Source organism: Cypionkella sp. (assembly GCF_028290025.1).
GTDB lineage: Bacteria > Pseudomonadota > Alphaproteobacteria > Rhodobacterales > Rhodobacteraceae > Cypionkella.
The window spans coordinates 48,172-74,844 of record NZ_JAQGKQ010000053.1 but is presented as its reverse complement, the minus strand read 5'-3'; the positions used below and the strand labels follow the sequence as shown (position 1 = coordinate 74,844).

The 26,673-nt window shown below is 57.9% G+C and carries 31 protein-coding genes and 1 pseudogene; 14 read left to right on the top strand and 18 right to left on the bottom strand.

What is annotated here, in order from left to right; all coding sequences use genetic code 11:
* The 5 genes from JWS10_RS08850 to ribB all read right to left on the bottom strand — a co-directional run.
* Positions 1-506 (bottom strand): DUF481 domain-containing protein (locus JWS10_RS08850; RefSeq protein WP_299506481.1); only part of this gene is annotated, 506 nt, incomplete at its 3' end.
* 447 nt (positions 507-953) lie between these two features.
* On the bottom strand, positions 954-1,505 hold the full coding sequence (locus tag JWS10_RS08845) for a DUF481 domain-containing protein (protein WP_299506478.1): 552 nt from the start codon (positions 1,503-1,505) through the stop codon (positions 954-956).
* Positions 1,506-1,513: 8 nt separating this feature from the next.
* Positions 1,514-1,987 carry a transcription antitermination factor NusB gene (gene nusB / locus JWS10_RS08840; RefSeq protein ID WP_299481312.1) on the bottom strand — a complete coding sequence of 158 codons (474 nt, stop codon included), beginning with the start codon at positions 1,985-1,987 and terminating at the stop codon, positions 1,514-1,516.
* Positions 1,984-2,484 carry a 6,7-dimethyl-8-ribityllumazine synthase gene (locus JWS10_RS08835; RefSeq protein ID WP_299506475.1) on the bottom strand — a complete coding sequence of 167 codons (501 nt, stop codon included), beginning with the start codon at positions 2,482-2,484 and terminating at the stop codon, positions 1,984-1,986. Before JWS10_RS08835 ends, nusB begins: the two co-directional genes overlap by 4 nt.
* A 3-nt stretch (positions 2,485-2,487) precedes the next feature.
* Positions 2,488-3,582 carry a 3,4-dihydroxy-2-butanone-4-phosphate synthase gene (ribB, locus tag JWS10_RS08830; RefSeq protein WP_299481306.1) on the bottom strand — a complete coding sequence of 365 codons (1,095 nt, stop codon included), beginning with the start codon at positions 3,580-3,582 and terminating at the stop codon, positions 2,488-2,490.
* 349 nt (positions 3,583-3,931) lie between these two features.
* On the opposite strand from ribB, the gene JWS10_RS08825 reads away from it, so the two are divergent.
* Positions 3,932-5,533, top strand: a complete 1,602-nt coding sequence (locus JWS10_RS08825) for a calcium-binding protein (protein ID WP_299506472.1) — start codon at positions 3,932-3,934, stop codon at positions 5,531-5,533.
* Between the two features lie 45 nt (positions 5,534-5,578).
* On the opposite strand, the gene JWS10_RS08820 is transcribed toward JWS10_RS08825, so the two are convergent.
* Positions 5,579-6,175 carry a riboflavin synthase gene (locus JWS10_RS08820; RefSeq protein WP_299506469.1) on the bottom strand — a complete coding sequence of 199 codons (597 nt, stop codon included), beginning with the start codon at positions 6,173-6,175 and terminating at the stop codon, positions 5,579-5,581.
* A 171-nt stretch (positions 6,176-6,346) separates the two neighbouring features.
* Between JWS10_RS08820 and JWS10_RS08815 the strand changes: the two genes are divergently transcribed.
* From JWS10_RS08815 to JWS10_RS08805, 3 genes are all read left to right on the top strand, one after another.
* Positions 6,347-7,636 carry a capsular biosynthesis protein gene (locus JWS10_RS08815; RefSeq protein ID WP_299506466.1) on the top strand — a complete coding sequence of 430 codons (1,290 nt, stop codon included), beginning with the start codon at positions 6,347-6,349 and terminating at the stop codon, positions 7,634-7,636.
* Positions 7,637-7,725: 89 nt separating this feature from the next.
* Positions 7,726-8,859 carry a polysaccharide biosynthesis/export family protein gene (locus tag JWS10_RS08810; RefSeq protein ID WP_299482982.1) on the top strand — a complete coding sequence of 378 codons (1,134 nt, stop codon included), beginning with the start codon at positions 7,726-7,728 and terminating at the stop codon, positions 8,857-8,859.
* A 7-nt stretch (positions 8,860-8,866) separates the two neighbouring features.
* A complete protein-coding gene (locus JWS10_RS08805; RefSeq protein ID WP_299506463.1) occupies positions 8,867-10,930 on the top strand; it encodes a capsular polysaccharide biosynthesis protein in 2,064 nt (687 codons plus the stop codon).
* Between the two features lie 23 nt (positions 10,931-10,953).
* On the opposite strand, the gene JWS10_RS08800 is transcribed toward JWS10_RS08805, so the two are convergent.
* The 3 genes from JWS10_RS08800 to JWS10_RS08790 all read right to left on the bottom strand — a co-directional run bounded on the left by JWS10_RS08800 (position 10,954) and on the right by JWS10_RS08790 (position 12,200).
* On the bottom strand, positions 10,954-11,451 hold the full coding sequence (locus JWS10_RS08800) for a MarR family transcriptional regulator (protein ID WP_299482986.1): 498 nt from the start codon (positions 11,449-11,451) through the stop codon (positions 10,954-10,956).
* Positions 11,452-11,539: 88 nt separating this feature from the next.
* A complete protein-coding gene (locus JWS10_RS08795) occupies positions 11,540-11,812 on the bottom strand; it encodes a succinate dehydrogenase assembly factor 2 (protein ID WP_299506460.1) in 273 nt (90 codons plus the stop codon).
* A gap of 46 nt (positions 11,813-11,858) precedes the next feature.
* A complete protein-coding gene (locus JWS10_RS08790; protein ID WP_366943525.1) occupies positions 11,859-12,200 on the bottom strand; it encodes a helix-turn-helix domain-containing protein in 342 nt (113 codons plus the stop codon).
* Positions 12,201-12,304: 104 nt separating this feature from the next.
* On the opposite strand from JWS10_RS08790, the gene JWS10_RS08785 reads away from it, so the two are divergent.
* The 4 genes and pseudogenes from JWS10_RS08785 (at position 12,305) to JWS10_RS08770 (ending at position 14,830) form a co-directional block, all read left to right on the top strand.
* Positions 12,305-13,507: a pyridoxal phosphate-dependent aminotransferase gene (locus JWS10_RS08785; RefSeq protein WP_299506457.1), complete on the top strand. Its 1,203-nt coding sequence runs from the start codon at positions 12,305-12,307 to the stop codon at positions 13,505-13,507.
* A 7-nt stretch (positions 13,508-13,514) separates the two neighbouring features.
* On the top strand, positions 13,515-13,640 hold the full coding sequence (locus JWS10_RS08780; RefSeq protein WP_299506455.1) for a hypothetical protein: 126 nt from the start codon (positions 13,515-13,517) through the stop codon (positions 13,638-13,640).
* A complete protein-coding gene (locus tag JWS10_RS08775) occupies positions 13,641-14,054 on the top strand; it encodes a hypothetical protein (RefSeq protein ID WP_299506452.1) in 414 nt (137 codons plus the stop codon).
* Positions 14,051-14,830: pseudogene (locus JWS10_RS08770) on the top strand (capsular polysaccharide synthesis protein). The gene JWS10_RS08775 and the pseudogene JWS10_RS08770 overlap by 4 nt, the downstream one beginning before the upstream one ends.
* On the opposite strand, the gene JWS10_RS08765 reads toward JWS10_RS08770, so the two are convergent.
* Complete coding sequence (locus JWS10_RS08765; protein WP_299506449.1) at positions 14,815-16,170, bottom strand: MATE family efflux transporter; 1,356 nt, start codon at positions 16,168-16,170, stop codon at positions 14,815-14,817. The pseudogene JWS10_RS08770 and the gene JWS10_RS08765 sit on opposite strands and share 16 nt — an antisense overlap.
* A gap of 359 nt (positions 16,171-16,529) precedes the next feature.
* Between JWS10_RS08765 and JWS10_RS08760 the strand changes: the two genes are divergently transcribed.
* The gene (locus tag JWS10_RS08760; protein WP_299506446.1) at positions 16,530-17,165 is read left to right on the top strand and encodes a 5-formyltetrahydrofolate cyclo-ligase; all 636 of its coding nucleotides are present in this window, start codon (positions 16,530-16,532) and stop codon (positions 17,163-17,165) included.
* Positions 17,166-17,206: 41 nt separating this feature from the next.
* On the opposite strand, the gene JWS10_RS08755 is transcribed toward JWS10_RS08760, so the two are convergent.
* From JWS10_RS08755 to JWS10_RS08745, 3 genes are all read right to left on the bottom strand, one after another.
* Positions 17,207-17,569, bottom strand: coding sequence for a diacylglycerol kinase (locus JWS10_RS08755; protein ID WP_299506444.1), 363 nt, complete (start codon positions 17,567-17,569; stop codon positions 17,207-17,209).
* Positions 17,570-17,651: 82 nt separating this feature from the next.
* A complete protein-coding gene (locus tag JWS10_RS08750) occupies positions 17,652-18,011 on the bottom strand; it encodes a YigZ family protein (RefSeq protein WP_299506442.1) in 360 nt (119 codons plus the stop codon).
* Positions 18,012-18,226: 215 nt separating this feature from the next.
* Positions 18,227-19,009: a M48 family metallopeptidase gene (locus tag JWS10_RS08745; protein WP_299476545.1), complete on the bottom strand. Its 783-nt coding sequence runs from the start codon at positions 19,007-19,009 to the stop codon at positions 18,227-18,229.
* A 109-nt stretch (positions 19,010-19,118) separates the two neighbouring features.
* Between JWS10_RS08745 and JWS10_RS08740 the strand changes: the two genes are divergently transcribed.
* Complete coding sequence (locus tag JWS10_RS08740; protein ID WP_299476542.1) at positions 19,119-19,361, top strand: hypothetical protein; 243 nt, start codon at positions 19,119-19,121, stop codon at positions 19,359-19,361.
* On the opposite strand, the gene JWS10_RS08735 is transcribed toward JWS10_RS08740, so the two are convergent.
* Positions 19,358-19,627: a DUF167 domain-containing protein gene (locus JWS10_RS08735; protein WP_299506440.1), complete on the bottom strand. Its 270-nt coding sequence runs from the start codon at positions 19,625-19,627 to the stop codon at positions 19,358-19,360. The genes JWS10_RS08740 and JWS10_RS08735 overlap by 4 nt on opposite strands.
* An 89-nt stretch (positions 19,628-19,716) precedes the next feature.
* Between JWS10_RS08735 and JWS10_RS08730 the strand changes: the two genes are divergently transcribed.
* Together JWS10_RS08730 and JWS10_RS08725 are read left to right on the top strand one after the other, a co-directional pair.
* Positions 19,717-20,280, top strand: coding sequence for a nitroreductase (locus JWS10_RS08730; protein WP_299506437.1), 564 nt, complete (start codon positions 19,717-19,719; stop codon positions 20,278-20,280).
* A gap of 19 nt (positions 20,281-20,299) precedes the next feature.
* Positions 20,300-20,992 carry an EI24 domain-containing protein gene (locus JWS10_RS08725; protein WP_299506493.1) on the top strand — a complete coding sequence of 231 codons (693 nt, stop codon included), beginning with the start codon at positions 20,300-20,302 and terminating at the stop codon, positions 20,990-20,992.
* A gap of 22 nt (positions 20,993-21,014) precedes the next feature.
* Here JWS10_RS08725 and JWS10_RS08720 read toward each other — a convergent pair whose 3' ends face one another.
* Together JWS10_RS08720 and mce are read right to left on the bottom strand one after the other, a co-directional pair.
* A complete protein-coding gene (locus JWS10_RS08720) occupies positions 21,015-21,290 on the bottom strand; it encodes a DUF1467 family protein (RefSeq protein WP_299476534.1) in 276 nt (91 codons plus the stop codon).
* The gene (gene mce, locus JWS10_RS08715; protein ID WP_299506434.1) at positions 21,287-21,691 is read right to left on the bottom strand and encodes a methylmalonyl-CoA epimerase; all 405 of its coding nucleotides are present in this window, start codon (positions 21,689-21,691) and stop codon (positions 21,287-21,289) included. The genes JWS10_RS08720 and mce overlap by 4 nt, the downstream gene beginning before the upstream one ends.
* A gap of 166 nt (positions 21,692-21,857) precedes the next feature.
* On the opposite strand from mce, the gene JWS10_RS08710 reads away from it, so the two are divergent.
* Positions 21,858-22,586: a response regulator gene (locus tag JWS10_RS08710; RefSeq protein WP_299506431.1), complete on the top strand. Its 729-nt coding sequence runs from the start codon at positions 21,858-21,860 to the stop codon at positions 22,584-22,586.
* Positions 22,587-22,638: 52 nt separating this feature from the next.
* Here the strand turns inward: JWS10_RS08710 and aspS are convergent, their stop codons facing one another.
* Positions 22,639-24,627 (bottom strand): aspartate--tRNA ligase, encoded by a 1,989-nt coding sequence (aspS, locus tag JWS10_RS08705; RefSeq protein ID WP_299506428.1) that lies wholly within the window; start codon positions 24,625-24,627, stop codon positions 22,639-22,641.
* A gap of 236 nt (positions 24,628-24,863) precedes the next feature.
* Here aspS and JWS10_RS08700 point away from each other — a divergent pair, with 236 nt between their 5' ends.
* Positions 24,864-26,129 (top strand): cyclopropane-fatty-acyl-phospholipid synthase family protein, encoded by a 1,266-nt coding sequence (locus JWS10_RS08700; RefSeq protein WP_299506425.1) that lies wholly within the window; start codon positions 24,864-24,866, stop codon positions 26,127-26,129.
* Here the strand turns inward: JWS10_RS08700 and JWS10_RS08695 are convergent.
* Positions 26,064-26,672 carry an aminotransferase class IV family protein gene (locus JWS10_RS08695; RefSeq protein ID WP_299506490.1) on the bottom strand — a complete coding sequence of 203 codons (609 nt, stop codon included), beginning with the start codon at positions 26,670-26,672 and terminating at the stop codon, positions 26,064-26,066. The two genes, JWS10_RS08700 and JWS10_RS08695, sit on opposite strands and share 66 nt — an antisense overlap.
* Position 26,673: the final 1 nt, after the last annotated feature.

The following is a 26,673-nucleotide window of genomic DNA, read 5'->3' as shown; positions in this document are numbered from 1 at the left end:
TCCAAAGCTTCACCGCTGGATGGGTCAAAAGATTCATCCGCCAAGCCGTCCGATTGAACACGACCCAACACAAAACCATAAACTTTATCGGTGAAGTAGTAGTTGGCGTCATAAACGGCCAACACGTCTTCTTTGGTCGAATCACCATCGTCATCAGCATAATCAATCACAAAGCTCAGCGTTTGAACGAAGCGATCCATCCCGAAGCGCAAACGCGCCCCTGCCGAGAATTCTTGTGATTCATTGTTACCGGTTTTGCCGCTATAGCCGAGCGATGCCGAACCCGACATGCCTTCACGCATATCTTGGTTGCCAAAGCGCATATCGTCATTGCCACGCGAAATGTCACGATTGGCCCGAATTGCCAAATCATCGACCTCATCGTTCACCGCGTTCGATCCAAGCAGCGTAGTCTGTGCCACGGCAGGCAGCGACCCAACAGCCAGAGCGAATGCGGATACTGCCGCGATACGAGTTACGTTTCTCATGATCAGTCCTTTCAACATCTATCCCTGACGCCGAAGTTTTCCGACGTTGGCCATGCAAATGTTGCATCATCCATTCGTGTTCAAGAGTTGATGCCAATCAGAAGCGGCGACTTCGCTTTTCCGCCGATTTCTAGATAAGTTTTGGCAAATTTTTGCGCAAAGCCTGCAATAACCGAAGTGTTTCAAAAATTTGATGGAACCAAATTATTGAACCTATTCTGACCCCCTAAATCGCTATTATTAAATTAAAACATTTTTGACGCCACTTGGCGAGTTTACGCCGCTGTTGCGAGGAATCCGCAAAATCTGCCTGTCAAGCACGTGATGAAGATCAAAACAAGTGTTTTGTGCTAATTTAAGTGTCAGCTCGCGACATTATACGTTGGCTCGCCAAGTACGCTTTTTGCATGAAAAAGGGGACAGCGCGCTGTCCCCTTTTCAGGCTATTCGCTCCGAAAACGCTGGTCAGAAACCGTAAACCAGCGAAACACCCAACTTATTATCTGCGCGGATCGTGCGGCTGTCGTTATACTCAGTCAGATAGCTGACGCGGGTAGAAAACGCATCGCTCACCTTCATATTAACACCGAGATCGTTATTGATCCGCAGCGCCGCATCCGACTTCAGAACGTCGGTGTCCATGCTGGCAAACACGTTCTCGTTGAACTTATAAAAGAACCGCGACGACACGATGCCAGCCTCTTCGGTGGTGCTGTTGTCATCACCGTATTCAAGATAACTGATACCGACACCAGCTTGCACGCGCCAAGCGATTTGCTCATTGTTCACAATCCGGTAACCCGGACCAAAACCAAGAAATGCGTCTTTGGAAATTGCGGTTTGGCGTGGGTCGGGGCTGCCTTTGACATAGTCCGCAGGCAGCTCGGAGGCCAACCCATCAGACTCGATACGGCCCAAAACGAACGCATAGAACTTGTCGTTGAAATAGTAATTGGCGTCATACACGCCAAGCACGTCTTCTTTCGATTTCGTGCCATCAGCATCGGCGTCCGCCAAGGCCGCCCTCAAAAAGCCCCCGGCTTCGCCTCGCGTGCCATATGGTCGAGAACAGCGTTGACGAATTTAGACTCCTTGCCCTCGGGAAAGAATGCTTTCGCCACATCAACATATTCGTTGATCGTCACCTTCGGCGGCGTGACCATCTGAGTTAACTCCGCCCCAGCCGCCCGGAACAAGGCCCGGATCACCGGGTCAATCCGGTCAATCGGCCATTTCGCAACCAAAGCCCGGTCGGTCATCTGGTCGATCATTGCCTGAAAGTTCACCGCATGATCGACGACGGCGCGGAAGTGATCCACATCGCCCTCTGCCATCTCATCGCCATCATAAATCGCCCCGAAGCGATGCGTCTCAAATTCGCGCCGAATGGCTTCCACGGTTTGCCCCGAGGCTTCCATCTGAAACAGCGCCTGCACGGCATAAAGCCTTGCGGCCGATTTCATCTGCTTTTTGTCAGGCTTGGTGGTGCTGGAAGTCATGGACGAAAACCGATCCCCTTGGTGTCGGTCGCCCATTTGCGCGATAAGGCGATCAGGTGCAAGGCCGCAGCAGCTGCACCGCCACCTTTGTTTTGCCCAATCGCATCGGCGCGCACCTCAGCCTGCGCGCGATTTTCCACCGTCAGGATGCCATTGCCAATCGCCGCCCCCTGTAAACCCAGCATCGTCAGCGCGCGCGAGCTGTCATTGCACACCGTATCATAATGCGTCGTCTCACCGCGAATAACGCAGCCGAGCGCCACATAGCCGTCAAACTTCGCCATCCGCTCGGCCAAAGCGATCGCCGACGGCACTTCCAGCGCACCCGGCACCTCAATGATTTCGGCCGTCGCCCCACAAGCCGCAGCCACCGCCTGCGCGCCCGTAACCAACTGGTCGGTAATATCTTTATAATACGGCGCGACAACGATCAGCAGTTTTACCGGAGCACTGAATGACGGCAGCGGCAGGGTGTAATGGGTTTCATTGGCAGCCATGATTTACTCCGCAATCGCGCGGGTGCCGACAATCGACAGCCCGTAAGCATCCAGACCCACCACTTTGGGAGCTTGGGAATTCGTCACAAGGGTAATCGCACCAAGCCCCAGCGCCGACAAAATCTGTGCGCCAAGCCCGTATTGCCGCAGCGTCTGCGGGCTCGCCTCACCCGCCTGGATTTTCATCGAGGTATCGCGCAACAGCACAATCACGCCACGCCCCTCCGCCGCGATTACACGCATCGCGCCCTGCAAATCGCCAACGTGATCGTCGCCGATTCCCAGCACATCTTCGAGCGCATTCAGCGTATGCACCCGCGCCAAAACCGGAGCATCGCCCGACAGATCACCCTTGCTCAGCACCACATGCTCATCACCATGCGTCTCGTCGGCGAAAATCCGCATCAACCAATCGCCACCATGCACCGAATGCACCCGCTTGACCGAACGTTCCTTGATCAGGTTGTCATGCCGACGACGGTAGGCGATCAGGTCAGAAATCGTGCCGATCTTCAGATTATGCTTCTGCGCAAATGCCACCAGATCGGGCAGACGCGCCATGGTGCCGTCATCTTTCATAATCTCACAGATCACGCCCGACGGGTTCAGCCCCGCCAACCGCGAGATATCCGTCGCAGCCTCGGTATGCCCAGCCCGCACCAACACGCCACCATCGCGCGCGCGCAGCGGAAACACATGCCCCGGCGTCGCGAGATCCGCAGGCCCGGTGTTTGGATCAATCGCCGCCGCAATAGTCAGCGCACGGTCTTTTGCGGAAATCCCGGTCTCAACGCCCTCGCGCGCTTCTATCGACACGGTAAACGCGGTTTCATGCCGGCTGGAGTTCTTCGAGGCCATCAGCGGCAACCCCAAAGCATCAATCCGCGCACCGGTCAGCGTCAGGCAGATCAACCCGCGCCCATGCGTCGCCATAAAATTAACCGCCTCAGCCGTCGCCATTTCCGCCGGGATCACCAGATCGCCTTCGTTCTCACGATCTTCATGGTCCACCAGAATGAACATCCGGCCATTGCGAGCATCCTCGATAATCTCCTCAATCGACGAGATTGCGTCTGAATATTCGGTGCGTGCGGTCATGTTCTGGCTTCCTGAATCTGTCTCTTTGCCCATATCCGCAAAGGCGGTCAAATGCCAGAGCCGCGCGACCTGCGCCGCCAAACACTGCCTGTGCACTCGCCCGAAAGCTCTCAAAAAGCTGGCTTGGGGGGCTGATCGCCTTCCACCCGCTCACCCGAAATATCCTACTGACCTACCCGCTATCTGTGCGCGGGCATCAGTTCCATAAGGCATCGTACCTATGCCCTGAATAGTAAGCCGAAAGAATCTTTCTGTAGTGGTTGCTGCCGTGTGACTGTTTGTGGCCTGCAAAAATACAATTCGTGCATTTCCGCAATCGCATCTAATGCCACTTATAGGGAGAAAAATCATGGCAACAGTTGCACTTACACCCCGCTTCAACAACCTCGACGAATGGCCGGGGAAATTTTTCGAAGTCACCACCCCGGTGACCATTCTTTCCAAAACCGCAACTACCTTCTCATTTAAGTATCCGGCGACTGGCGTTGATTTTCCGAATTATCAGATCACCGTCACCGGCTCAAAGTTCGGCTATAGCGGCGCAGCGGCAACGGGCGGCGATGTGGCTCAGGTTCAGGTTAAAAACGCGACTGGGCAGGTTGTGCTGACCATCTCCAATATCGGCGCTTCGACTTTGGCCGATGACTTTTCGCTGCTCTATTTCGATATGTTCGGTGCCCCCGGTTATAAAGACGGCCACGGACCATGGCCAAGCGGGAAGGTAGCTTGGTCACATCTTACGTCTGGCAATGATATCTTTAACGGCACCTCCGGCAATGACAATCAGTGGCTTCCGGGGACGGATTCTGGAAATGATGTTTTCAACATGAGGGGCGGCGATGACGACGTTCAAGGCGGCGTCGGCAATGATACGATCAACGGGGGTGCCGGCTATGATCGGCTGAGTTATCAGCAGACTTCCTATAATGAAGGAATGAGCGCCATTCGCGGTGCTACCATCAATGTCAATAAGGGCACCGCCTCCGATCCGTGGGGCTTCGTTGACAAGTTCACGGGGCTAGAATCCTTCGAAGGCTCCGTGTTCAGAGACCGCTTTTTTGGTTCTACGAAAGAGCGGGATGACTTTGCCGGCGGCCGCGGCAACGATTTCATCGACGGTGGCGATGTTTCGTTTGTCAACGGTGTGCGCACCGAAGATCGCAGAGATCAGGCGAACTATTCCAATGACTATTATCAAGGCGCGAACAAAGGCATTGTCGTCGATTTGGAGACTTCTTTGGTGAAGGGCTCAATCACTGGAAAGATTGTCGATGGTTTTGGCAATACAGACACCGTTGTCGATATTGAAAGAGTGCGCGGCACCCGCTTCAATGACGTTTTTGTCGGCTCACGCGCTGACAACGTCTTTCGCGGCGGAGAAGGCAAGGACAGCTATAATGGATCGGCAGGCTTCGATGCCATTTGGTTCGGCGACAACTTCTCGAATGCCGCTCAGCATGGCGTGAAAGTTGACCTCTCGCGTTCGAGCAATCAAATCATTGATGATGGCTATGGAAATAGAGAGACCGCCATAAGCATCGAAGACCTCGCAGGTGCGCAGTTTAATGATGTTTTGCGCGGCAATGGCGTGGCGAACTTCTTGGAAGGATCCGACGGCAGAGATACTTTGTCCGGAATGGGCGGCGTCGATGAATTTTATTGGGATCTTAGGGGCGATATCGGAGACGGCGACATCATCACCGATTTCGTAGCCCCTGGCCCCAATAAAGAGCGTTTGTCGTTCAACATTGCTGGCTTTGACGGCATGACCTCCACCGTAGTGCTGGTTAATGGCACAGCGGCGAAGGCAGCGGTGGGCACATTTGTCTTCAATGCCGCCTCCGATAAGCTTTACTGGGACAGCGACGGCACAGGCAGCGATGCCATGGTGCTGGTGGCCGTGCTGAACAATGTGGCCTCTCTAAGCACCGACAATTTCGGGCTCTACTAACCGATCAAATCAGGCGTTGCCTACAAACATTCCGATGGCAACGCCTCACTCCCATTCCCGCAATCGCGCCACATAGCGCGCCATCGTATCGACCTCTAGGTTGACGCGGTCTCCTAGTTTCACCTCACCCCAAGTCGTCACCGCCTGGGTGTGCGGAATGAAGTTGACGCCGAAATCGCAGCCATCGACTTCATTCACCGTCAGCGATGTGCCATTCAGCGCCACCGAACCTTTTGACGCGATAAACTTCGCCAAAGTCTCCGGCGCGCGGAATGTTACCCGCACGCTTTCGCCCTCGGGCACGATCTTCACCACCTCGGCCACGCCGTCGATGTGGCCCGAGACAATGTGACCGCCCAGCTCATCGCCGACTTTCAACGCGCGCTCAAGGTTCAACCGCTTGCCAAGCCTCCACCCCGCCAGATTGGTTTTCGACACGCTTTCCGCCGAAATCTGCACATCAAACCAATTGCGCGGGCTTGTCCCCAGCGCCACCACGGTTAAACAAACCCCCTCGCACGAGATCGACGCGCCGATATCCACCCGCGTCACATCATACGCCGTGCCGATCCGCGCCCGCAGATCGCCGCGCTGCTCTAGTGCGAGCACTTCGCCCATATCGGTGACAATTCCAGTAAACATCGCTTCAGGTCCTCACATTTGCTGCCAAAGCTACCGCCTGCGCCGCGCCTGTGCAATCGCTTCAAATTTGCCGTGCATTTTTCGGAACTTATCGCGTACAGTAACAAGATACGCACATTTTCCCCTTATTATTGGGCAACAAATGCGCATGCTGTGTAAAAGTGCAGGTACATGTCAGATTCAGGTCAACATCGTCGTTTTTTGTTTCTTCAGGGCCCGCATGGCCCCTATTTTCACCGCCTCGGCAAAATGCTTCGATCTGCGGGCGCACAGGTCTGGCGGGTAGGATATAATCGGGGTGATCGCGCGTTTTGGCGCAACGATGACAGCTACATCGGCTTCAAAGGCACGCTGCAAGACTGGCCGCTCGCCTTTCGCACTTTGATCGAGCAAAAGCAGATCACCGACATCGTGCTTTACGGCGACACCCGACCGATCCATGCCATCGCCGTGCAAGCCGCCCGTGCTGCCGGGATCACCGTTCATGTGTTCGAGGAAGGCTACTTGCGTCCCTATTGGATCAGCTATGAACGCGGCGGCTCGAACGGCAATTCCCGGCTGATGCAGATGTCGGTGCCGCAAATGCAAAAGGCGCTGGAAGCCTTGGATATGGAGCTTCCCGATGCCCCCGCCCGCTGGGGCGACATGCGCCAGCATATGTTCTGGGGCGCGCTCTATCATTGGTTCGTCTTGATCGGATTCTGGGGTTATCGCAACTTTCGCCCGCATCGCACCCTTAGTGTGGGGCAGGAATTCTGGCTTTATGTCAAGCGCCTCGGTCTGCTGCCGTTGCATAGATGGGAGCGTATTGCAGCCACCTTCCGCATCAAACACGGCGGCTTTCCCTATCATCTGGTGCTGTTGCAACTCGAACATGACTCAAGTTTTCAAATGCACTCGCCATTCAAAACCATGGCCGAGTTTCTGACGCTGGTGATGGAAGGCTTTGCCAAGGGTGCCGCCTCACATCACCACATCGTGTTCAAAGCGCACCCGCTAGAGGATGGTCGCGTTCCGGTTGCGCGAGAAATCAAACGTCTCGCGAAACTGCATGGCGTTGAGGCGCGCGTGCATTTTGTGCGCGGCGGCAAATTGGCCGCCCTGCTCAACCATGCCCGCAGCGCTGTAACGGTCAATTCCACCGCTGCCCAGCAAGTCTTGTGGCGCGGCCTGCCGCTCAAGACATTTGGCGCCGCAGTTTACGCCAAGCCGGAATTTGTCTCTACCCAAAGCCTGAAAGATTTCTTCACCTTGCCGACCCGCCCCGATAGCAGGGCGTACCGCGATTATCGGCATTATTTGCTGGAAACCAGCCAAGTACCGGGCGGCTTTTACAGCTCGCGCGGTCGCAGAGAATTGCTGCGTCAGGTTGTTGATATGATGCTGCAATCCGAAGATCCCTACGACGCTCTGACCTCCGGCAAAGCGGCACCACGGCAACAGTTGCACCTCGTCAAGTGAGCCCACAAACCAAGACTGGCATTTTGTTTCATCTTTCTGTAGCGTTACAGGCAAAACTTGAGGCAAATCCAGTTAAAGGAGCCCGGGCAGTGAAAATTACCGGATCAAGGGGGGCGAAGGCCCTTGCCCTTGTGGCGCTTATGAGTGCGGTCGGGGCCTGTGGCCTGCCGCGTTCTGGCCCCAACAAGGCAGAAATCTTCAAAGGCTCGATCCTGAAAGAGGGCGACGCCTTTATCGTGACGGTGAATTCGCGCGTGACCCGAGCGACCGCGGTGACGCCCGCGCTTGGTTTCAGCTCGGCTTTCCGCAATGCCGGCATGGTCGGGTCGGATGTGATCTCGCCCGGTGACGTGCTGGGCCTCACAATCTATGAAAACGTAAAAGATGATCCGCTCTTGGGCAATACCGGCCAACGCGTCTCGGCTCTGACAGAGATCCAAGTCGATGGCGCAGGCTTTATTTTCGTGCCTTACGCTGGCAAAATCAAAGCCGCAGGCCAGTCGCCTGACGGTCTGCGCGACATCATCACCAAGAAACTCGACACTCAAACCCCCGATCCGCAAATTCAGGTCCAGCGGCTCGCTGGTGACGGCTCCACCGTCTCGGTTTCCGGTTTTGCCGCCTCGAACGGCGTTTTCCCGATTGAGCGCCCCACCCGCACACTGTCCGCGATGCTGTCAAAAGCCGGTGGCGTCACTATCGAACCGGCCGTCGCCATCGTTCGCCTCACCCGCGGCGGGCAAAGCGGCAAGATCTGGCTGCAAGATCTGTTCTCCAACCCAAGTCTCGACATCGCGCTGCGTCCGGGCGACAAAATCACCGTTGAGAAAGACACCCGGTCTTTCGTCGCAATGGGTGCCACCGGTTCGCAAAGCAAGGTGCCGTTCGAAACGCAAACGCTCTCCGCGATAGAGGCTTTGGCGACTGTCGGCGGCCTGAATACCGCGAGCGCAGATCCAACCGGCGTCTTCGTGTTCCGCAATGAACCCGCAGAGGTTGCCAATGCAGTGCTTGGTCGCAAAGACCTGCGCGGCGATCAGCGCATGGTCTATGTACTTGATCTTACACAACCTACTGGCATGTTTGAAGCGCGTGACTTCCTGATCCGCGACGGCGACACCGTCTATGTCACCGAAGCGCCGTTCGTGCAGTGGTCAAAAACCCTATCGGCGATTTCCGGTTCGACTTCTGCGGCCAACAATATCGCCACTACGGGGCAATGAGGCGAGCTTGTCGCTGATTGGGCTTAAAGACACTGCCGCCGGGGCGATTCCCCGGCGGCTTTACTATTACAATGCAGGTTTCCTGCGCCAACCGCACCTGCGCCAAATGCTAAGCCTTGCCGGACATGAATTGCGCATGGGCCTGCCCGGTCCTGACGATGGTGTGGTGGTCTGGGGTCGCTCGCCCTACGCCAAACGCGGTGAGACCGTGGCCGCCCGCTACAATGTCCCGCTGGTGCGGATCGAGGATGCCTTCCTGCGCTCAATCCGTCCCGGCCGCATGGGCGCCGCCCCGCTTGGTCTGCTGATCGACGGGCGTGGCGTGCATTTCGACAGCGCCACCCCGTCCACCTTAGAGACAATCCTAGCCAAGCACCCCTTGGATGATTCGAACCTGTTAACCCGCGCACGTGACGGATTGGCGCGTATTCGCGGCGCGGACTTGTCCAAATACAACATGCACCATACAGACGCTGCGATACCCGCGCCGGGCTACGTGCTCGTCGTTGATCAAACCGCAGGTGACGCCTCTATCCGCCATTCCGGGGCCAATACGGCCCGCTTTGCCGAGATGCTGGCCACCGCACAGATCGAACACCCCACCGCCCGCATCGTGATCAAGACCCATCCCGAAACCCAACTCGGCTTGCGTGGCGGCCATTTCAGCGCCGCAGATCAAACCGACCGCATCCAGCTTTGCACCGCGCCCGCCTCGCCTTGGGCGCTGCTGGATGGAGCCATCGCTGTCTACACCGTCTCGTCGCAACTCGGGTTTGAGGCTATCCTTGCAGGCCACCGCCCCCGCGTGTTCGGCCAACCCTTCTACGCCGGCTGGGGCTTAACCGCCGACGCTTTCCCGATAGACCGTCGCATCAGAACCCTCACCAAAACCCAACTTTTCGCCGCCGCCATGATCCTCGCTCCGACATGGGTAGATCCCTGCCGCAATCGCCTGTGCAGCTTTGAAGAAGCCGTAGACCAACTAGAGGCCGAAGCCCGCGCCTTTCGCGAAGACCGCGCGGGACACGTCGCTTTCGGAATGCGGGTCTGGAAACGTGGCCGCTTGCAAGCTGTGTTTGGCCGCGAAAAGCCGCTGATCTTTCGTGATAACCCCACGAAAGCCATAGCCAACGCCCGCGAAACGGGTCGCGGCCTGTTGGTTTGGGCAGGCAAAGAACCCAAGCATCTGCCGAAAGACATTACAGTTCGCCGCGTCGAAGATGGCTTCCTACGCTCGCGTGGCCTTGGTGCCGAACTGGTGCCGCCGCTGTCTCTCGTCACCGATGATCTCGGTATTTACTACGATCCCACCCGCGAAAGCCGACTTGAGCACCTGATTCAAACCCCACTTACCCCCGACGCCGCCCGCCGCACCGAAAAGCTCATCGCCGCGCTGATCGCCGCCCGGCTGTCGAAATACAACCTCTCCGGCGCGATTCCCGATCTGCCAGATGGCCCGCGCATCCTTGTGCCCGGCCAAGTCGAAGACGACGCCGCCATCCGGCTCGGTGCAGGCGACATCCGCACCAACCTTGCCTTGCTGCAAGCCGCCCGCTCGGCTTATCCCTATGCCACCGTCATCTACAAACCGCATCCCGATGTGGAAGCTGGCCTGCGTCCCGGCATGATCCCCGACGCAACCCTGCGCGGCTTGGCCGACGCAATCGCCCACAACGCCGACCCGATCCACCTGATCGAAGCTTGCGATGAGGTGTTCACCATGACCTCACTGCTCGGCTTTGAAGCTTTGCTTCGCGGCAAACGCGTCACCTGCCTCGGCGCGCCATTCTACGCCGGCTGGGGGCTGACCCAAGACCTCGGCCCCATTCCTATGCGCCGCAAGCGAGCCCTAGATGGCCATCCGCTGCCCCGCCCCGGCCTGCTCGCCCTCGCCCATGCCACCCTGATCGCCTATCCACGCTACTACGATCCGGTCAGCCGCAAGCCCTGCCCGCCCGAAACCATCATCCACCGCCTTGCCACGAGTACCGATGCGCCCACCGGGCTTGGTCTTCGCCTTTTGGCAAAGCTACAGGGGCGTTTTGCCACCTATTCCCGGTTTTGGCGTTAACCAAGCCGCCTTCTGACAGCCCGTTAATAGATATACCTGATCTGCTCGGTCCAGTACCGCTCCATCCGCTTCAGCGACTGGTTCATGTTTTCCATGTTATTGGCATCGACCAACCCGCGCTTTGCCAGTCCTTCGGCATGGCGCTGAAACAAATCCGTCAGCATCCCACGCACCCTGCGACCTTTTTCGCTCAACCGCACCCGCACCGAACGCCGATCAATTTCCGACCGCTGATGGTGCATATAGCCCAATTCCACCAGTTTTTTCAGGTTATAGGACACGTTCGAGCCTTGGTAATACCCGCGCGTTTTCAGCTCGCCCGCCGTTACCTCATTCTCGCCGATGTTGAACAGTAACAGCGCCTGCACCGAGTTGATCTCAAAGATCGCCACCCGTTCAAACTCGTCCTTGATCACGTCCAACAGCAGCCGATGCAGCCGTTCCAGCAACGCCAGATTATCCAGATAGCCCGCCATCAACAGCTTTTGCGAGCCGTCCAGCAGGGGGTCATGTAAGCTCATTTCTTAACTCCGCGAGCGATGGCAACTGCGGATAGAATCAGCACAAAACAAAAACATATCGTAAACTTGGCCGCGATTTTGCCGCAAATTACTGCAAGGCCAACCGCCCCCGCGCATATACACCAATTTCTGCAATCAATTCCGTAAGATAGGCCGGCGCCACATTTTGCCCCAACACCCAAGGCAGCAGGTCTTGGTCGTTTTCCTCTAAAAGTCTATCAAAAATAACCAGCCGATCTTCGTCCATCTCGGCCAAATGCGCATCCGCATACGGCCCCAAAATCAAATCCATCTCTTTCATACCGCGCCGCCAACTGCGCATTGCCATGCGTTTAAGTCGCGCTTCCTGTGTCTCGCTCATCGTGTCATCCCGCGCAATTCGACCGCCAACTTCTGCTCTGCCTGCATCAATTCAGCGCCGAGCGTTTGCATTTGCCGACGCAGCCGCGCAATATCGGCAAGTGCGCTGCGTGCTGGCATCGCAAGCGGCGCGTCCGTATCAGGTGCGCCACACCTTCGCCGCGACCCGACAACAGCCACATCAGCGAGACATTCAGCATCCCTGCCAACATCTGCAAACGATTGCCGCGCGGCTCCCATTCATCAGCCTCCCAGCTTTTGATCGTGGTGTCACGCACACCAAGTCTCTGCGCCAGTTCGGTTTGGCTTAACCCGCAGGATTCGCGCGCAGCCTCCAGCCGATCGCCAAAGGTCGCGGTGTTTTCGCCATACCAGTCTTCATTGCTCATTTGTGCCATCTTGCTTCTCCAAAGGTGATATCGCTTGATTGCGTAGGGGTGCCACCATATGGCAGTGAGGCGAAATTTGCAAACCAGCCCCTTTGGAGCCCCTTATGGCCTTCCTCTCCGACACCCTTGCCCGCGTCAAACCCTCACCCACCATCGCCGTCACCACCAAGGCTGCCGAACTCAAGGCCGCTGGCCGCGATGTGATCGGTCTGGGCGCAGGCGAGCCGGATTTTGACACGCCGCTGAACATCCGTGACGCTGCCAAACGCGCGATTGATGCAGGCAAAACCCGCTACACGGCGGTCGATGGCATCCCGGAGCTGAAGAAAGCCATCTGTGAGAAATTCCAGCGCGAGAACGGCCTGACCTACGCGCCAAACCAGATCACCGTCGGCACGGGCGGCAAGCAAACCTTGTATAACGCGCTGATGGCGACCTGTAATCCGGGCGACGAAGTGATAATCCCCGCGCCCTATTGGGTTTCATATCCCGATATGGTGCTGCTGGCAGGCGGCACTCCGGTGCCTGTCATAGCCACCATCGACACCGATTTCAAACTGACGCCCGCGCAGCTTGATGCCGCGATCACGCCGAAAACCAAGTGGTTCATCTTTAACTCGCCGTCGAACCCGACAGGTGCTGGCTATACCCGCCAAGAACTCCGTGCTCTGTGTGACGTGCTGCTGAAACATCCACATGTTTGGATCATGTCCGACGATATGTATGAACATCTGGTGTTCGACGATTTCGAGTTCACCAGTCCGGCGCAAATCGAGCCGAAACTTTACGACCGCACCCTGACCTGCAATGGCGTCTCGAAATCCTATGCGATGACCGGCTGGCGCATCGGCTATGCCGCCGGCCCGACCCTACTTATTAAAGCGATGGGTACGATCCAAAGCCAGAGCACCTCTAATCCCTGCTCGGTCAGCCAATACGCGGCCCTCGAAGCCCTGACCGGACCGCAAGATTTCCTCGCGCCCAACCGCAAAATCTTCCAACGCCGCCGCGATCTGGTCGTCTCCATGCTGAACGAAGCGAAGGGCATCACCTGCCCGAAACCCGAAGGCGCCTTCTACGTCTACCCAGATATCGCGGGCTGCATCGGCAAAACCAGCGCTGCGGGCACCAAGATCATCAATGATGAGGTGTTCGCCACGGCTTTGCTGGAAGAAACCGGCGTCGCCGTGGTGTTCGGTGCTGCCTTCGGTCTATCGCCAAACTTCCGGGTCAGCTACGCTACCGCCGATGAGACGCTGCGTGAGGCTTGCACCCGCATCCAAAACTTCTGCGCCACCCTTACCTGAGACGACAATGCCCGACCGGATCACCGCCAACCTGCCCAGCAGCGACTTCGCGAAGACCGAGGCGTTCTATGCCCGCCTCGGCTTTACCATGAGATACCGCGCTGATGGTAACGCGGCTGGCGAGGTTACCTGAATGTCCACCGACCTGCCCGAATACTACTTCCGCATCCGTGACAATGGTGCCGCCGTGTTCCGGGTCGATACCGAAAACCGCCAGCGTCGCATTGAGATGGATGAGATCGCCTTGGTCAACGTCAAGAACGGCAACATCAAGCCGCATGGCGACCACCAACTGACGCTTGCGGAAGTCACCGTGATCGGCGAATGGGTCGCCAAGCGTCAAGCCATGCTCGCCGCGCGCGACGTCGATGATATCCTGCGCACCACTGACCATATGAACTTGACGACGCAGTGGGCTCAGTCCAAAGCCACCGACGCGCAACTGGAAGAAGTCACCGATCTTTTGTTATTGGCAATGCACGACCTGCGCAGCGTTCTGGTGCGCAAAAAGTCCGAACGCCTGATGAAGGGTGAGGCTGCTGAGTGAGCATCCTCGACGCGAAGATTTGCTCGAAAACCCATGTCACCAAGGTTATTTGGATGCTTTGGCTCCAAGGCTACGAGAACGCGCCGGAAATTGTGCGCGTCAGCCGTGACAACTGGCAACGGATGAATCCCGATTATCAGATGATTATGCTCGATGCCGAAACCTCAGCAGACTTCATGCCCGCCGATGAACACGCCCGGATTTTCAGCCAGCAAAAACCGCCCGAAGCGATGAGCAACCAAATCCGGCTTGCGCTGCTGCACTTTAACGGCGGCATCTGGGCCGATGCCACCACGCTTTGCATAAAGCCGCTGGACAGTTGGCTTCCAAGCCACGCCACTTAGGGGTTTTTCGCCTTTGACAGACCGGGGCCAGATCGCATGTTGTCGACTTGGTTTCTTGCAAGTTCGAAAGCCAACCCGGTGATTTCGGCTTGGCGGACAGCCACTATCGACTACTGGCAGGGCCGGACCGAGCGGCACACCTACTTCTGGTGCCATCTTTTGTTTGCCGCTTGCTACGAAACCGATCCTCAGGTTCGCGGCATCTGGGATAACACCGTGAAGATTTCCGCAGCGCATCCTTTCCATTTCGGCCCGAATGCTAAGGCATTGCACGATCCGATCAGCGATAGCTTCCTGAAAGCTCTGCGCGATCCGCCAGTCCCAGTGTTCAAGCTGACCCATAAGATGACGCCATGGCCCGATCAAAATTCAATGATGCAGCATTTGCTGAATTATGCCCGGCAAGCGACCACCAGTTACGCCACGTTCTGAACCCGATGCCAAAACCGCCACATCATTGTCACGGCGGCAAACACCAGGCCGATCACCAACCCCAGCCACAGCCCAATGCCGCCCATCCCGGCATGAAACGCCAGATAATACCCGGTCGGAATCCCGATCACCCAATAACTAACCGTCGCAGCAATCATCGGCACCCGCGTATCCTTGATCGCCCGCAGCAGCCCGAGCGCCATCACCTGCATCGCATCCGCCATCTGAAACAGCGCCGCCATCGCCAACAGCGTCACCCCAAAGGCAATGATCTCCGCACTTTGCGGCTTTGACTCGTCGAGAAACAACGAGATAATCGCCACTGGAAAGCTGAGAAACAGCACCACCATCACCACACCAAATCCGACCGACAACGCAATCGCCACCTTCGCCGCATCGCGCAAGCCTTGCCGATCCCCTGCGCCCGCCGCTCGCCCAGCCCGCACCGTCGCCGCATTCGACAGCCCCAGATGCACCATGAACGACAGCGCCGCGACCTCCAGCGTGATGCCATGCGCCGCAAGTTCCACCGTGCCGATCCAGCCCATCATCAGCGCCGTCGCCTGAAACAAACCGCTCTCTGCCAGCGAGGTCACCCCAATCGGCCAACCCAAGCGGAACACCTGATGCAGCGCTTGCCAATCCGCCCGCCAAAACCGTTGGAAAAGATGAAAATGCCGCAACTCCGGCAGCCACCCCGCATAGATCGCCAGCAGCGCAAACGTCAGGCTCTGCACGATAACCGATGCAATCGCCGCCCCGCGCACGCCCAGTTCCGGCGCACCCCAATGGCCAAAGATCAGCGCATAAGCCAGCAAGAGATTAACCCCCACCGCCGCCAGCGTCACCCACAACACCACCTGCGTGCGCTCCAGCGCCGCGAGATAATTCTTCAACACCATCACCAGCAGCGCCGGGATCATCCCAAACCCCGCGATCCGCAAAAACGCCTGCCCCAAGCTGGAAACCTCGGGCCGCTGCCCCAGCGCCAACAAGAGCGCCTCCGACCACCAGAATATCGGGTAACTCAGCACGCCAAATCCAATTGACAGCCACATTCCCATCCGGGTATCGCGCCGCACCTGGGCCTCATCGCCGCGCCCAACGGCCGTGGCAACCATCGGCAAAACCGCCTGCGCAAATCCCGCACCAAGGATGAAAATCACAAAAAACGTCGAGGTCGCCAACACCACCGCCGCAAGTTCATTCACCCCATACCAGCCCAAAAGCACGGTATCAGTAACATGCAGCGCCATCTGTGCCAGATGACTGCCCACAAGCGGTAGCCCCAAAGCGAGCGTCGCGCGGGCATGTGAAAGGTACGACATTCTTTTGATCATATGCTCGCATTACAAGCACCAGATCACCGCCACAAGACACAGCCTCCGCCGCGTTGCAGCGCCAAATGCCCGCGCAGACACAGCAATTGCTGGCCGTCACCGCTCAGCCAGTAGATCGTGAAAATTGGTAGGATCTCGGCCAGTTGTCTAACATTGCTGCGGCAGGCGCTTATGGAAGCCTCCATCGCCGTAGACCTCACATCCCCGCCCCGCATCAAACGCAAAACACTTCACCCCTGCGTCCAGCACAACCCAGCTAACCAGTTAGCGCCCCTTTCGCCTGCCTTTCAGCAGGCTTAGGCTTCCCGCGCAGCCCCGACCGCAGGCAGCCGCCGTGCCACCCGAGCCAAAGGCCCTATATGACCCACGACCCCCGCCCGTTTGCCTCGCATCCTGTCCCGCCGCCGCAGCAAACCGATGTCGCTGACTGGCGCAAATCGCAGCGCGCCCGCCTTTTGGCGGATCGGGCTGCCCTGCCCGTCGCCACCCGACAATCGGCCGCCAAAGCCATCGCCAGCCATCTCGATCAACTGCTCGCCCAACGTTTCCCCGATCTGCAAGGCTTGATCATCTCGGCTTGGTGGCCGATCAAAGCCGAGCTTGACCTGCGCTTCTGGCTCGCCACCCTTGCGAGCAAAGGCGCCACCGCCGCGCTGCCTTTGGTCGTAACCCCCAAAGCCCCACTCGCCTTTCGCGCATGGACACCCGAAACGACGATGGAACGTGGCATCTGGAATATTCCCGTCCCCGCGACCGGGCCCGAGGTCAGCCCGCATATCACCCTTGCGCCCGTCGTCGGATGGGACAGCGCAGGCTACCGCTTGGGCTACGGCGGCGGCTATTTTGACCGTACGCTCGCCAGCTACACGCCGACGCCCATAGCTATCGGCATCGGCCTCAACGCCGCCCAACTTCCGACCATATTTCCGCAACCCCATGACATTTCGATGGATTACATCGTCTCCGAAACCGGCCCGCAACCGCTTCGCTCGTAAGCTTCGTCGTCTTAAATACGTACGCCTCGGTCCTGATCGCCTTAGCCGATCAGCACTACAACCCAAGCCACTCCGCCCGCAATCGCGGTCAAAGCCACCGCAGCCGATCCGCAATCTTTGGCCTTCTTGGCGCGGGGGTCATCGGCTTTCGAGATGTAATCGACCACCTCCTCCAAGCCGGTGTTCATCAACTCTGCTGCAAGCACCAACAGGCCCAGCGCCAAAATCATCCCGCGCTCTGCCGCCGACAGATCCAACAAAAACGCCAGCGCCGCCGATAGCACATTGACCGCCGTCCATTGTCGCAAGGTCTTTTCCGTCGCCCAAGCCGCAGTCCAACCAGCCCACGACCAGATCACCGTATTGGCAAACCGCCGCGCCTCTGCATTCAAAATATCTCGCATGGCTCCCCCACATAAGCCGACCATCCAACGGCAAACCACCGATCTTGGCAAGCCGCCTATCAGATCTGGGCTTGGCCAAGCCTCACGCCTTCTCCAGCGCCTCAAGATAGGCCCGCACCGAGGTCACCACATGCGCAAAACGGTCGCCACCCAGATGCACGCCGCCGTACCAGCGCGTCACAACGACGAGGTGATTGCGCAACTCGGCGCGCTCCAACATTTTCAGGATAACTGCACCCGCGCCGGCCTCACCATCATCGCCTTTTAGCGCGCCCTCCTCCGACAACACGCAAGCCCAAGTGTTATGCGTCGCCTTGGCAAACTTCTTGGCGCGCTTCAACTCGGCAAGAAACGTGCCCACCCCCTCACGTCCTTGCACCACACCACCTGACACCGCATAACGCGAGCCCCGGTCACGCAGCACATCCAGTATTTGCAACATTGCTAGCGCCCGAGTCCTTTGCCCAAGCCAGAAGCCTCCGGCGGGGATATTAAGCCATTGTGAAACACACCTGCAATTCTAAACTGGGCAAATGCTCCCGCCGGAGGCATCCAACGGCCCCACTAGAACCTCGGCATCATGGTTAACCAAACCTGACCAATACCTTATAAGCTTATGATAAATAACATATACAATCAGGCGCCACACGTGGCGCGTCAGATGCCGCGCAGACCTGCCACCACTGCCGCCACCACAGCTTTGCGCTCGCTATTGCCCGGATGGGTGCCCAGAAAGTCATCGCCGGGATCGGGCAGCCGATCAAAAAATCCCGTACCGCGCATCGGATCGAACCCGGCATGAAAGGTGATCTCAGCCCCGATGGCGTCAGCCTGCAATTCGTAGTCCTTCGAGAACCGCCGCGTCGCCAAACCCGCCCCGACCTTTTGTGCCTGCTCAACCTCCGACTGCCCCGCCCCTGCAGCCGCAGCCAATATCCCCGCCATCATCGCCCCCGACAGCGCCGACTGCTCTTGCTTGGGAATGTGGCCCAGAATGTGATGCGCCGCTTCATGTCCCAGTACGAACGCGATCTCATCCGCATTGCGGGCATCCGCGATCAAAGCCAACGAGAATGCAATCACTGGCCGCCCCGCCCGATCCACGGTTTGAAATGCATTGGCGGATTGGCCGGGACGGTCATCAATCACGATCTGGAAATCACAGCGCTGCGCCACACGATGCGCCCGACAATATGCCTCAGCCACCGGTTCCACTTGGCCTACCACAGTCAGGAAGTTCAGCGCCGCCCCACGCGGCCCAAGTAGCGCACCCACCGCCTGCGGCTGGGTCAGCACAGTCACCTCAGTGACTGCCCCCCGCGCCTGGGGCGGCGCAGGATATGCCACCGGCTGCACGCAGCCCGCCAGAACCACCGCTGCCAACACCCAAAGCCCCTGCCGCATCATCATCCTGCCTTCACCGCCCGCTTGTGCTGCCATATCAAACCTGCGCCGCTTCAACAGCCCCCCTCTGCATGCACTTTCGCTTGAACTTGCCTTCGATGCGGTTTCATCTAGCCGCAGCAGATCCGGCAAAGGACGCATCCAAATGTTCACCATCGAGCATGAATTCGACGCCACAGTGATCACTCTGGTCGATGAAGGCGAGCCCGACACCCCCTTGCAAGAAGATGTGACGATCGAAGCCTTCGCCGAATGCGTCGTGCTGCGCCAGATCGACCATATCACCGACGAGCCAGTCACGATCACCCTCTCGATCGCCCAACTGCGCGATCTTGCCGCCGCCCTTGATTTGCCCGAAGGCAGCTATCGGATCGAGCGGAAAGCCTAGTCCAACCGAAACACCTTTTCGCGCGAAATAGCGCCACGCACCAACGTCAACCGGGTCTTCGCCACCCCCAACGCCTGAGCCAGCGCCATAGCCACCGCCGCTGTCGCGCGGCCATCCTCCGGCGCGGACGTAACGCTGATCTTGATCACCCAACTATTTCCCAAGCGGGCCTCGCGCACAATCGCGGCCCGCTTGGCGCGTGGCACGACTTTGCAGACAAACTCTGCCCCCGGCACCGCCCATTCCGCCCATTCACCCTTTTGCATCGCCATACCCTGCCGAAACCGCGGTGCCGCAGCAAGCCCACTTGACGCCGCCCGCCCGTAGCGCCACCTCTGGCACAAAGGAGCCTTTCATGACTCAAGATGCTTTCGCTTTTCTGCAAACCCGGCAATCCCAGCCCGCCAAGCTGTTCAAAGGCCCAGTCCCCGACCGCGACGAACTGCTCGAAATTCTTACCGCCGCGACCCGTGTGCCGGATCACGGCAAATTGGAACCATGGCGGCTGATCGTGCTGGATAAGCCTGCGATGGCCCGCCTCGCCGATCTCGCCGAGACCCATGCCACACAGATCGGTGCGGATGCTGAGAAGATCGCCAAAGGCCGCGGCCAGTATGACATGGGTCAACTTGCCGTGGTCGTGATCTCATCGCCAAAAGCCAGCGACAAGATCCCGCTCGCCGAGCAAATCCTGTCGGCTGGCGCTTTATGCTTTGGCGTGCTCAATGCAGCCCTCGCAAAAGGTTGGGGAGCGAACTGGCTTTCCGGTTGGCCTGCCCATGATGCTCAATTTGCCGCAAAAGCCTTCGATTGCACCGAGCCCGAAACCGTCGCAGGCATCATCCACATCGGCACGGTCGTCACCCCCGCCCCCGATCGCCCCCGACCTGACCTTTCCAAGCTCATCACATGGGCCTAACTCCGAGCGCCGCCAAATGATCTTCAGCGATTTCGCCAAAGCCATCAGCCAACTTGGCGACAGCCGCTTTTTGCGCATCATGTTGCTTGGCATCGTTCTTGCCGCCGCCCTGTTGACGGGAGCCTATGCCGCGCTGCTGTGGGCGATTGAGGCATTCACCCCCGGCACAATCAATATCCCCTTCGTAGGGCCGGTTGGCGGCCTCGACACCCTGCTCAGTTGGGGCTCGTTTCTGCTGATGATCGTGCTGTCGGTGTTTTTGATGATTCCGGTGGCATCGGCGTTTATCGGGCTATTCCTTGAGGACGTCGCCCAAGCTGTCGAGGATCGTCATTATCCAAGCTTGGCCGCAGTGACGCGCGCGAAATTGCTCGATACGCTGATTGATACGGTCAATTTCGTCGGACTGCTGCTGGCGCTGAACATCGGGGCGCTGCTGCTATATCCGTTTGTCGGCCCATTCAGCCCGTTGCTGTTTTGGGGCATGAACGGCTACCTGCTCGGGCGCGAGTATTTTATCCTTGTCGCCACCCGTCGTATTGGCCGTGACGCCGCGAAAGCCATGCGCAAGATCTACAGCCTTCGAATTTGGGCGGCAGGAATCCTGATGGCCGCACCCCTATCCATCCCGCTGATAAACCTCGCGGTCCCGGTGTTGGGCGTCGCCACTTTCACCCATATGTTCCACCGTTTGAACCGTAAGAAATCGTAAAAGCCTTGGTGACCACCCGAACTTAATAGCGGTTAGCCCACAAGCCAAATACGTCGAGATCGGCAATGCCGAGACGTCCCGAGGTGATCACAAGATACAGCGCCACAAAGATCACCGCTGTGATCACCGTGGTCAATTTCGCCTTCGGTTTGATCATCGCATCCATCGGCGCAGAGCGTGGTGTGCCGGGCTCTACCTCACCGGCTTGGGCCTGGCTTTTGAAGCGCATCGGCAGCACGCAGAAAAACACCATGAACCACGTGACCGAAAATAGCACCAGTGCGGCAGTGATCGTCATGTTTGCTCCAATTCCACCAAACAGCCGTTAAAATCCTTCGGGTGCAAGAACAGCACCGGCTTGCCGTGCGCACCGATTTTCGGCTCACCCGACCCCAGCACCCGCGCGCCTGAGGCTTGCAGATGGTCACGCGCCACCAGAATATCATCCACCTCATAGCAAATGTGATGGATACCACCTGCCGGGTTTTTCTCAAGAAACCCCCGGATCGGGCTGGCCACACCTAGCGGAGCCAGCAGTTCGATTTTGGTATTTGGCAGCTCTATGAAGACCACTGTGACGCCATGATCAGGCTCATCCTGTGGCGCGCCGACGTTGGCCCCAAAGGTGTTGCGATACTGATCCGCCGCAGCCATCAAATCCGGCACCGCTATCGCCACATGATTTAGACGGCCAATCATTGCACACGCTCCTCGAAAGCTTTCGATGCCTTATGGCCGCAGCCGCGCCTTCGAGCAATAGGCCGCGCTGCCGCAGGTATGAAGTTGCGAAAAAGGGTTTGCCTTTACGATTTATCAACCGAATCCATGGATGACTATGCCGATGCCACTTGTCCGCAGGTCTGCCATGCCCATCCTTTTGAATTCTGACACGCCGTTACCGTCTGGCTTTCCGCTCGCCAACCTAGGCGACCTGCCGCTGCAGGGTGTAACAATTTTGGTTGTCGAAGACAGCCGCTATGCTTGTGAAGCGTTGCGTTTGATCAGCCAGCGGGCTGGCGCGCGGTTGCGTCGCGCTGAAACCTTAGCTGCTGCCCGCGCTCATTTAAGGGTCTACCGCCCCGATGTGGTGATCGTTGATTTGGGCTTGCCGGATGGCCGCGGCGAAGCATTGATCGCTGAACTCGCCCTTTCCCAACAACGCCCTCATGTTGTGCTTGGCACCTCTGGCAATCCGGCTGGTCGCACCTCGGCATTGGCGGCCGGAGCAGAGGATTTTATGGATAAACCCGTGGAAAGCTTCGCTAGGTTTTGCGCCACCCTGCGCGCGCATCTGCCCGGCCTCGCGCCGCTACAGCAGGCAGCGTCCGAAGTGGAAGACACGGCGATCAATCCCGATCCGCTGGCGTTGCAAGATGATCTGATCCGCGCAGCAGCCGCCCTATCCCGCGATCCTGATGCGGCAGGTCGGCGCTATCTTACCGGGTTCTTGGTGGGCCTCGCACATCACGCGCATGATGTTGACCTCGCTGACGCGGCGAATCAGCCAGATCTGGAAAGTCTGCGCCTATTGCTCAACGCGCGGCTGACGACGGTTGACCAGACCGCCGTCTTTTCGGGTAAAGGCGGGGTCTAGCACTGCTCAGCGCACGAACCCGCCCGCTTGCGCTCGCCTCGACCCGCTTTGCCTATTCCTTCGGAACCACCCGCAGCCCGAGTTCCCGCAACTGCGCGTTCATCGGCTCGGAAGGTGCGCCCATCAGCATATCTTCGGCGCGCTGGTTCATCGGGAACATGATCACTTCGCGAATGTTCGGCTCGTCCGCCAACAGCATCACAATCCGGTCGATCCCCGCTGCACAACCACCATGCGGAGGTGCTCCGTATTTGAACGCCTTCACCATGCCGCCAAAACGCTTCTCAACTTCCGAGTTCGGATAACCCGCCAGTTCAAACGCCTTGAACATAATTTCGGGTTTGTGGTTGCGAATGCCGCCCGAAATCAACTCGTAGCCGTTGCACGCGAGGTCATATTGGTAGGCGTAAACTTGCAACGGATCGCCCTGCAACGCCTCCATCCCGCCCTGCGGCATCGAGAACGGGTTGTGGGAGAAATCAATCTTGCCCTCGTCGGTCTTCTCATACATCGGGAAATCGACGATCCAGGCAAATTTGAAGCAATCCTTCTCGGTCAGCCCGAGTTCCCGCCCAATCTCATTGCGAGCCCGCCCCGAGATCGCCTCAAAGGTTTCCGGCTTGCCACCAAGGAAGAACGCCGCGTCGCCTTCACCCAGCCCTAGCTGCTTGCGAATAGCCTCAGTTCGCTCTGGTCCGATGTTTTTTGCCAGTGGGCCAGCGGCCTCAAAATCGCCGAAATAAGCATTCTGCAAAAACTTTGCTTTTTCAAGGTCATTGTGCGCGACTGCTTGCACGATACTTTCCATTACGCCCTCAAGTTCTTCCGTCGAGAGGGGGGCATGCTTTTCAAGGATGCCATCAGTTGAGAGACCTTTGATGGCGGCATTCATAAGATCAGAAATTGCTTCGCGTGTCTTATCTTTCGCAGCAGCATCATCACGCTTCCGCCAGAAGATATACCCCATCCCCGGCAGGCCCTCTTTCTGCGCGAACGCGTTCATCCGGTCGCAGAATTTGCGCCCCACAGGCTCGCCAGACGGCCCTTTCGGCGCAGGAATAGCCCGCACTTCGTTGCCCGCAACCTCCAGAAGTTTTGCGAAAATCGCAAAGCCCGAGCCTGCGAAATGCTCGGAAACGTCCTGCATCTTGATCGGGTTGCGCAAATCGGGCTTATCACTGCCATACCATTTCAGACTGTCCCGATAGGCGATCTTGGTCCAGTCGGAATAGGTCTTCTTGCCCGGCGCAAATTCCTCAAAGATGCCCTGCACGACCGGCTGCACCGCCGCAAATACGTCTTCCTGCTCGACAAAAGACATCTCAATATCAAGCTGATAGAAGTCGGTGGGCGAGCGGTCTGCCCGGGGGTCTTCATCACGGAAGCAGGGTGCAATCTGGAAATAACGGTCAAACCCCGCCACCATGATCAACTGTTTGAACTGCTGTGGCGCTTGCGGCAAAGCGTAGAACTTGCCCGGGTGCAGACGCGACGGCACCAAGAAATCCCGAGCACCTTCAGGCGAAGATGCTGTAATGATCGGCGTCTGAAACTCGGTAAAGCCCTGATCCCACATCCGATTGCGCATAGAGCGCACCACGTTCGAGCGCAGCATCATGTTGCGGTGGAGCTTCTCGCGCCGCAAATCCAAGAACCGATAGGTCAACCGGGTTTCTTCTGGGTAATCGACATCACCAAACACCGGCATCGGCAGTTCGGCGGCCTCGCCCAGCACGGTCAACGAAGTTGCATAAACCTCAATCTCACCGGTTGGCAGTTTCGGGTTCACCAAAGACGCATCGCGCCCCTTCACCCGGCCATCAATCCGCACCACCCATTCGGCACGTACTTTATTGATCTCGGCAAACGCGGGTGAGTCACTGTCCGCGATCACCTGCGTGATGCCATAATGGTCGCGCAAGTCGATGAACAACACCCCACCATGGTCGCGCACCCGATGCACCCAGCCCGACAAACGGACCTCGTTGCCGACATGGGATTTGTTCAGACAGGCGCAAGTGTGGCTGCGATAGGCGTGCATAGAGACTTCCCCTTCGGGCATAGAAAACGGTTCCGGCCCGATACACCCCTTGGACGCATTGAAGTCAAGGGCTGCGGCACCAGTGGAACCGGATTGAGCCTCATTCGTTGAGCACATACTCATTTGAGTGCATAGTGAATTATTGCCCAAGCAACGCCACGCCGCTGGTTTGCATCTCGGTGTGGTATTAATCTGTGGCGTAAACGCCGCTGCTTGAACCGCCAAAAGGTATAATCATGTGGACAAAAATTCTGAATAAAATGCTTAGTCAGTTGATCCGTCATGGCACGTTGATGGTATATTTTCCGGATGGCCAGACCCAGCGACACGGTGATGGCACAGCGCCCTCGGTGTCGGTGCGGGTCACCGATCCTCAGCTTGTCGGCCGCATAGTGCGCAACCCGGATCTGGCCTTGGGTGAGGGTTACGTCGATGGCGGTTTGACGATTGACCAAGATGATCTGCGCGGCTTGCTGGAGTTGGTGATTGCCAACACCAAAAGCGGCGCGACTATGGTGTGGTGGCGGCGGATGCAGGATGCGTTCCGGGTGATGGCGCGCAGAGCTGCGCAATTCAACACCGCCAAGCGATCGGCTGAGAATGTGGAGCATCACTACGATCTTTCCGGTGCGCTTTATGACATGTTTCTGGATGCAGACCGGCAGTATTCCTGCGCTTATTTCATCCATCCCCACGACACGCTAGAGCAGGCACAGCAGCAAAAGAAGGCGCATATTGCCGCCAAACTGTGCCTGAAACCCGGCATGACGGTGTTGGATATCGGCTCGGGCTGGGGCGGCATGGCGCTGACTTTGGCGAAAGATTACGGCGCGAAGGTGTTGGGCGTGACGCTTTCGCAAGAGCAATACAAACGCTCAGTAGCGCGTGCCGACGAGGCCGGCCTGTCAGATCGCGTCACGTTTGAACTAAAAGATTATCGCGATCTCAACGGCAAGTTTGACCGCATCGTTTCCGTCGGTATGTTTGAGCATGTCGGCGTGCCGCATTACCGCAAATATTTCACCCAAGTGAAAAACCTGCTGGCTCCGGATGGCATAGCTCTGATTCACACCATCGGCCGTGCCGCACCGCCCAGTTCGACGAGCCCTTGGATCACCAAATACATTTTTCCCGGCGGTTATGTCCCGGCGCTTTCCGAAATGTCGGCAGCAATGGAAAAATCCGGTTTGTGGCCGACGGATGTGGAGGTTTGGCGGCTGCACTACGCCACGACCTTGGCGCATTGGCTGCAACGCTTTGATGCCAATATCGACAAAGCGCGGGCGCTTTATGATGATCGGTTCTGCCGGATGTGGCGGTATTATCTGATCGCTTCCGAGATGACCTTTCTGAGGGGACGGCAATGCGTGTTCCAGATGCAGCTTGCGAACCGACAGGATGCGGTGCCGCTGACACGCGATTATATCACCGAGACCTCACGGCCCGACCTTCTCAATCCCGGCCGCAGCGGTAAAAACAGCTGGGATCATGCCGCGCAGTGAATTGCCGACCCATAGCGAGACGCGGTCCAAATCCGTGCTGCGCAAAGCCGCTTCGCGCACCGCACCTGCCGCAAGCATATCGGCGCGCAGCACTCCCGGTAGTAGGCCACAGCTGAGCGGCGGGGTGCAAAGCCCGTCCCCCAGATCGAAGAACACTGTGGTGATAGAGCCGTCGCAGACCTCGTTGCGCTCATTGAGAAAAATAACCTCATCCAAGCCGTCCGGCAGGCTGGCCCGCGCCGCATCATAGGCCGCCCGGTTTGTGGATTTCACCGTCAGCCAAGGGTCGCCCGAGTCCAGCCGTTCGGCGGCAAGCCCCACCCGCCATTCCGACTTCCCAGCTGGGAGAGAATATGTCTCAACCGCCAATACACCCACTACATCTAGTGTCAGGCGCATACGAGCAGGCTTTGCAGGCAACGCCGCCCGCAACGCAGCCTCCACAGCCGTCAGATCACACCCCCAGCCCAAAGCCCGCGCCGAAGCCGCAAGCCGCGCCAAATGCAGCGGCAAACGCACCAACTGCGCGCCATCCCAAGCCATC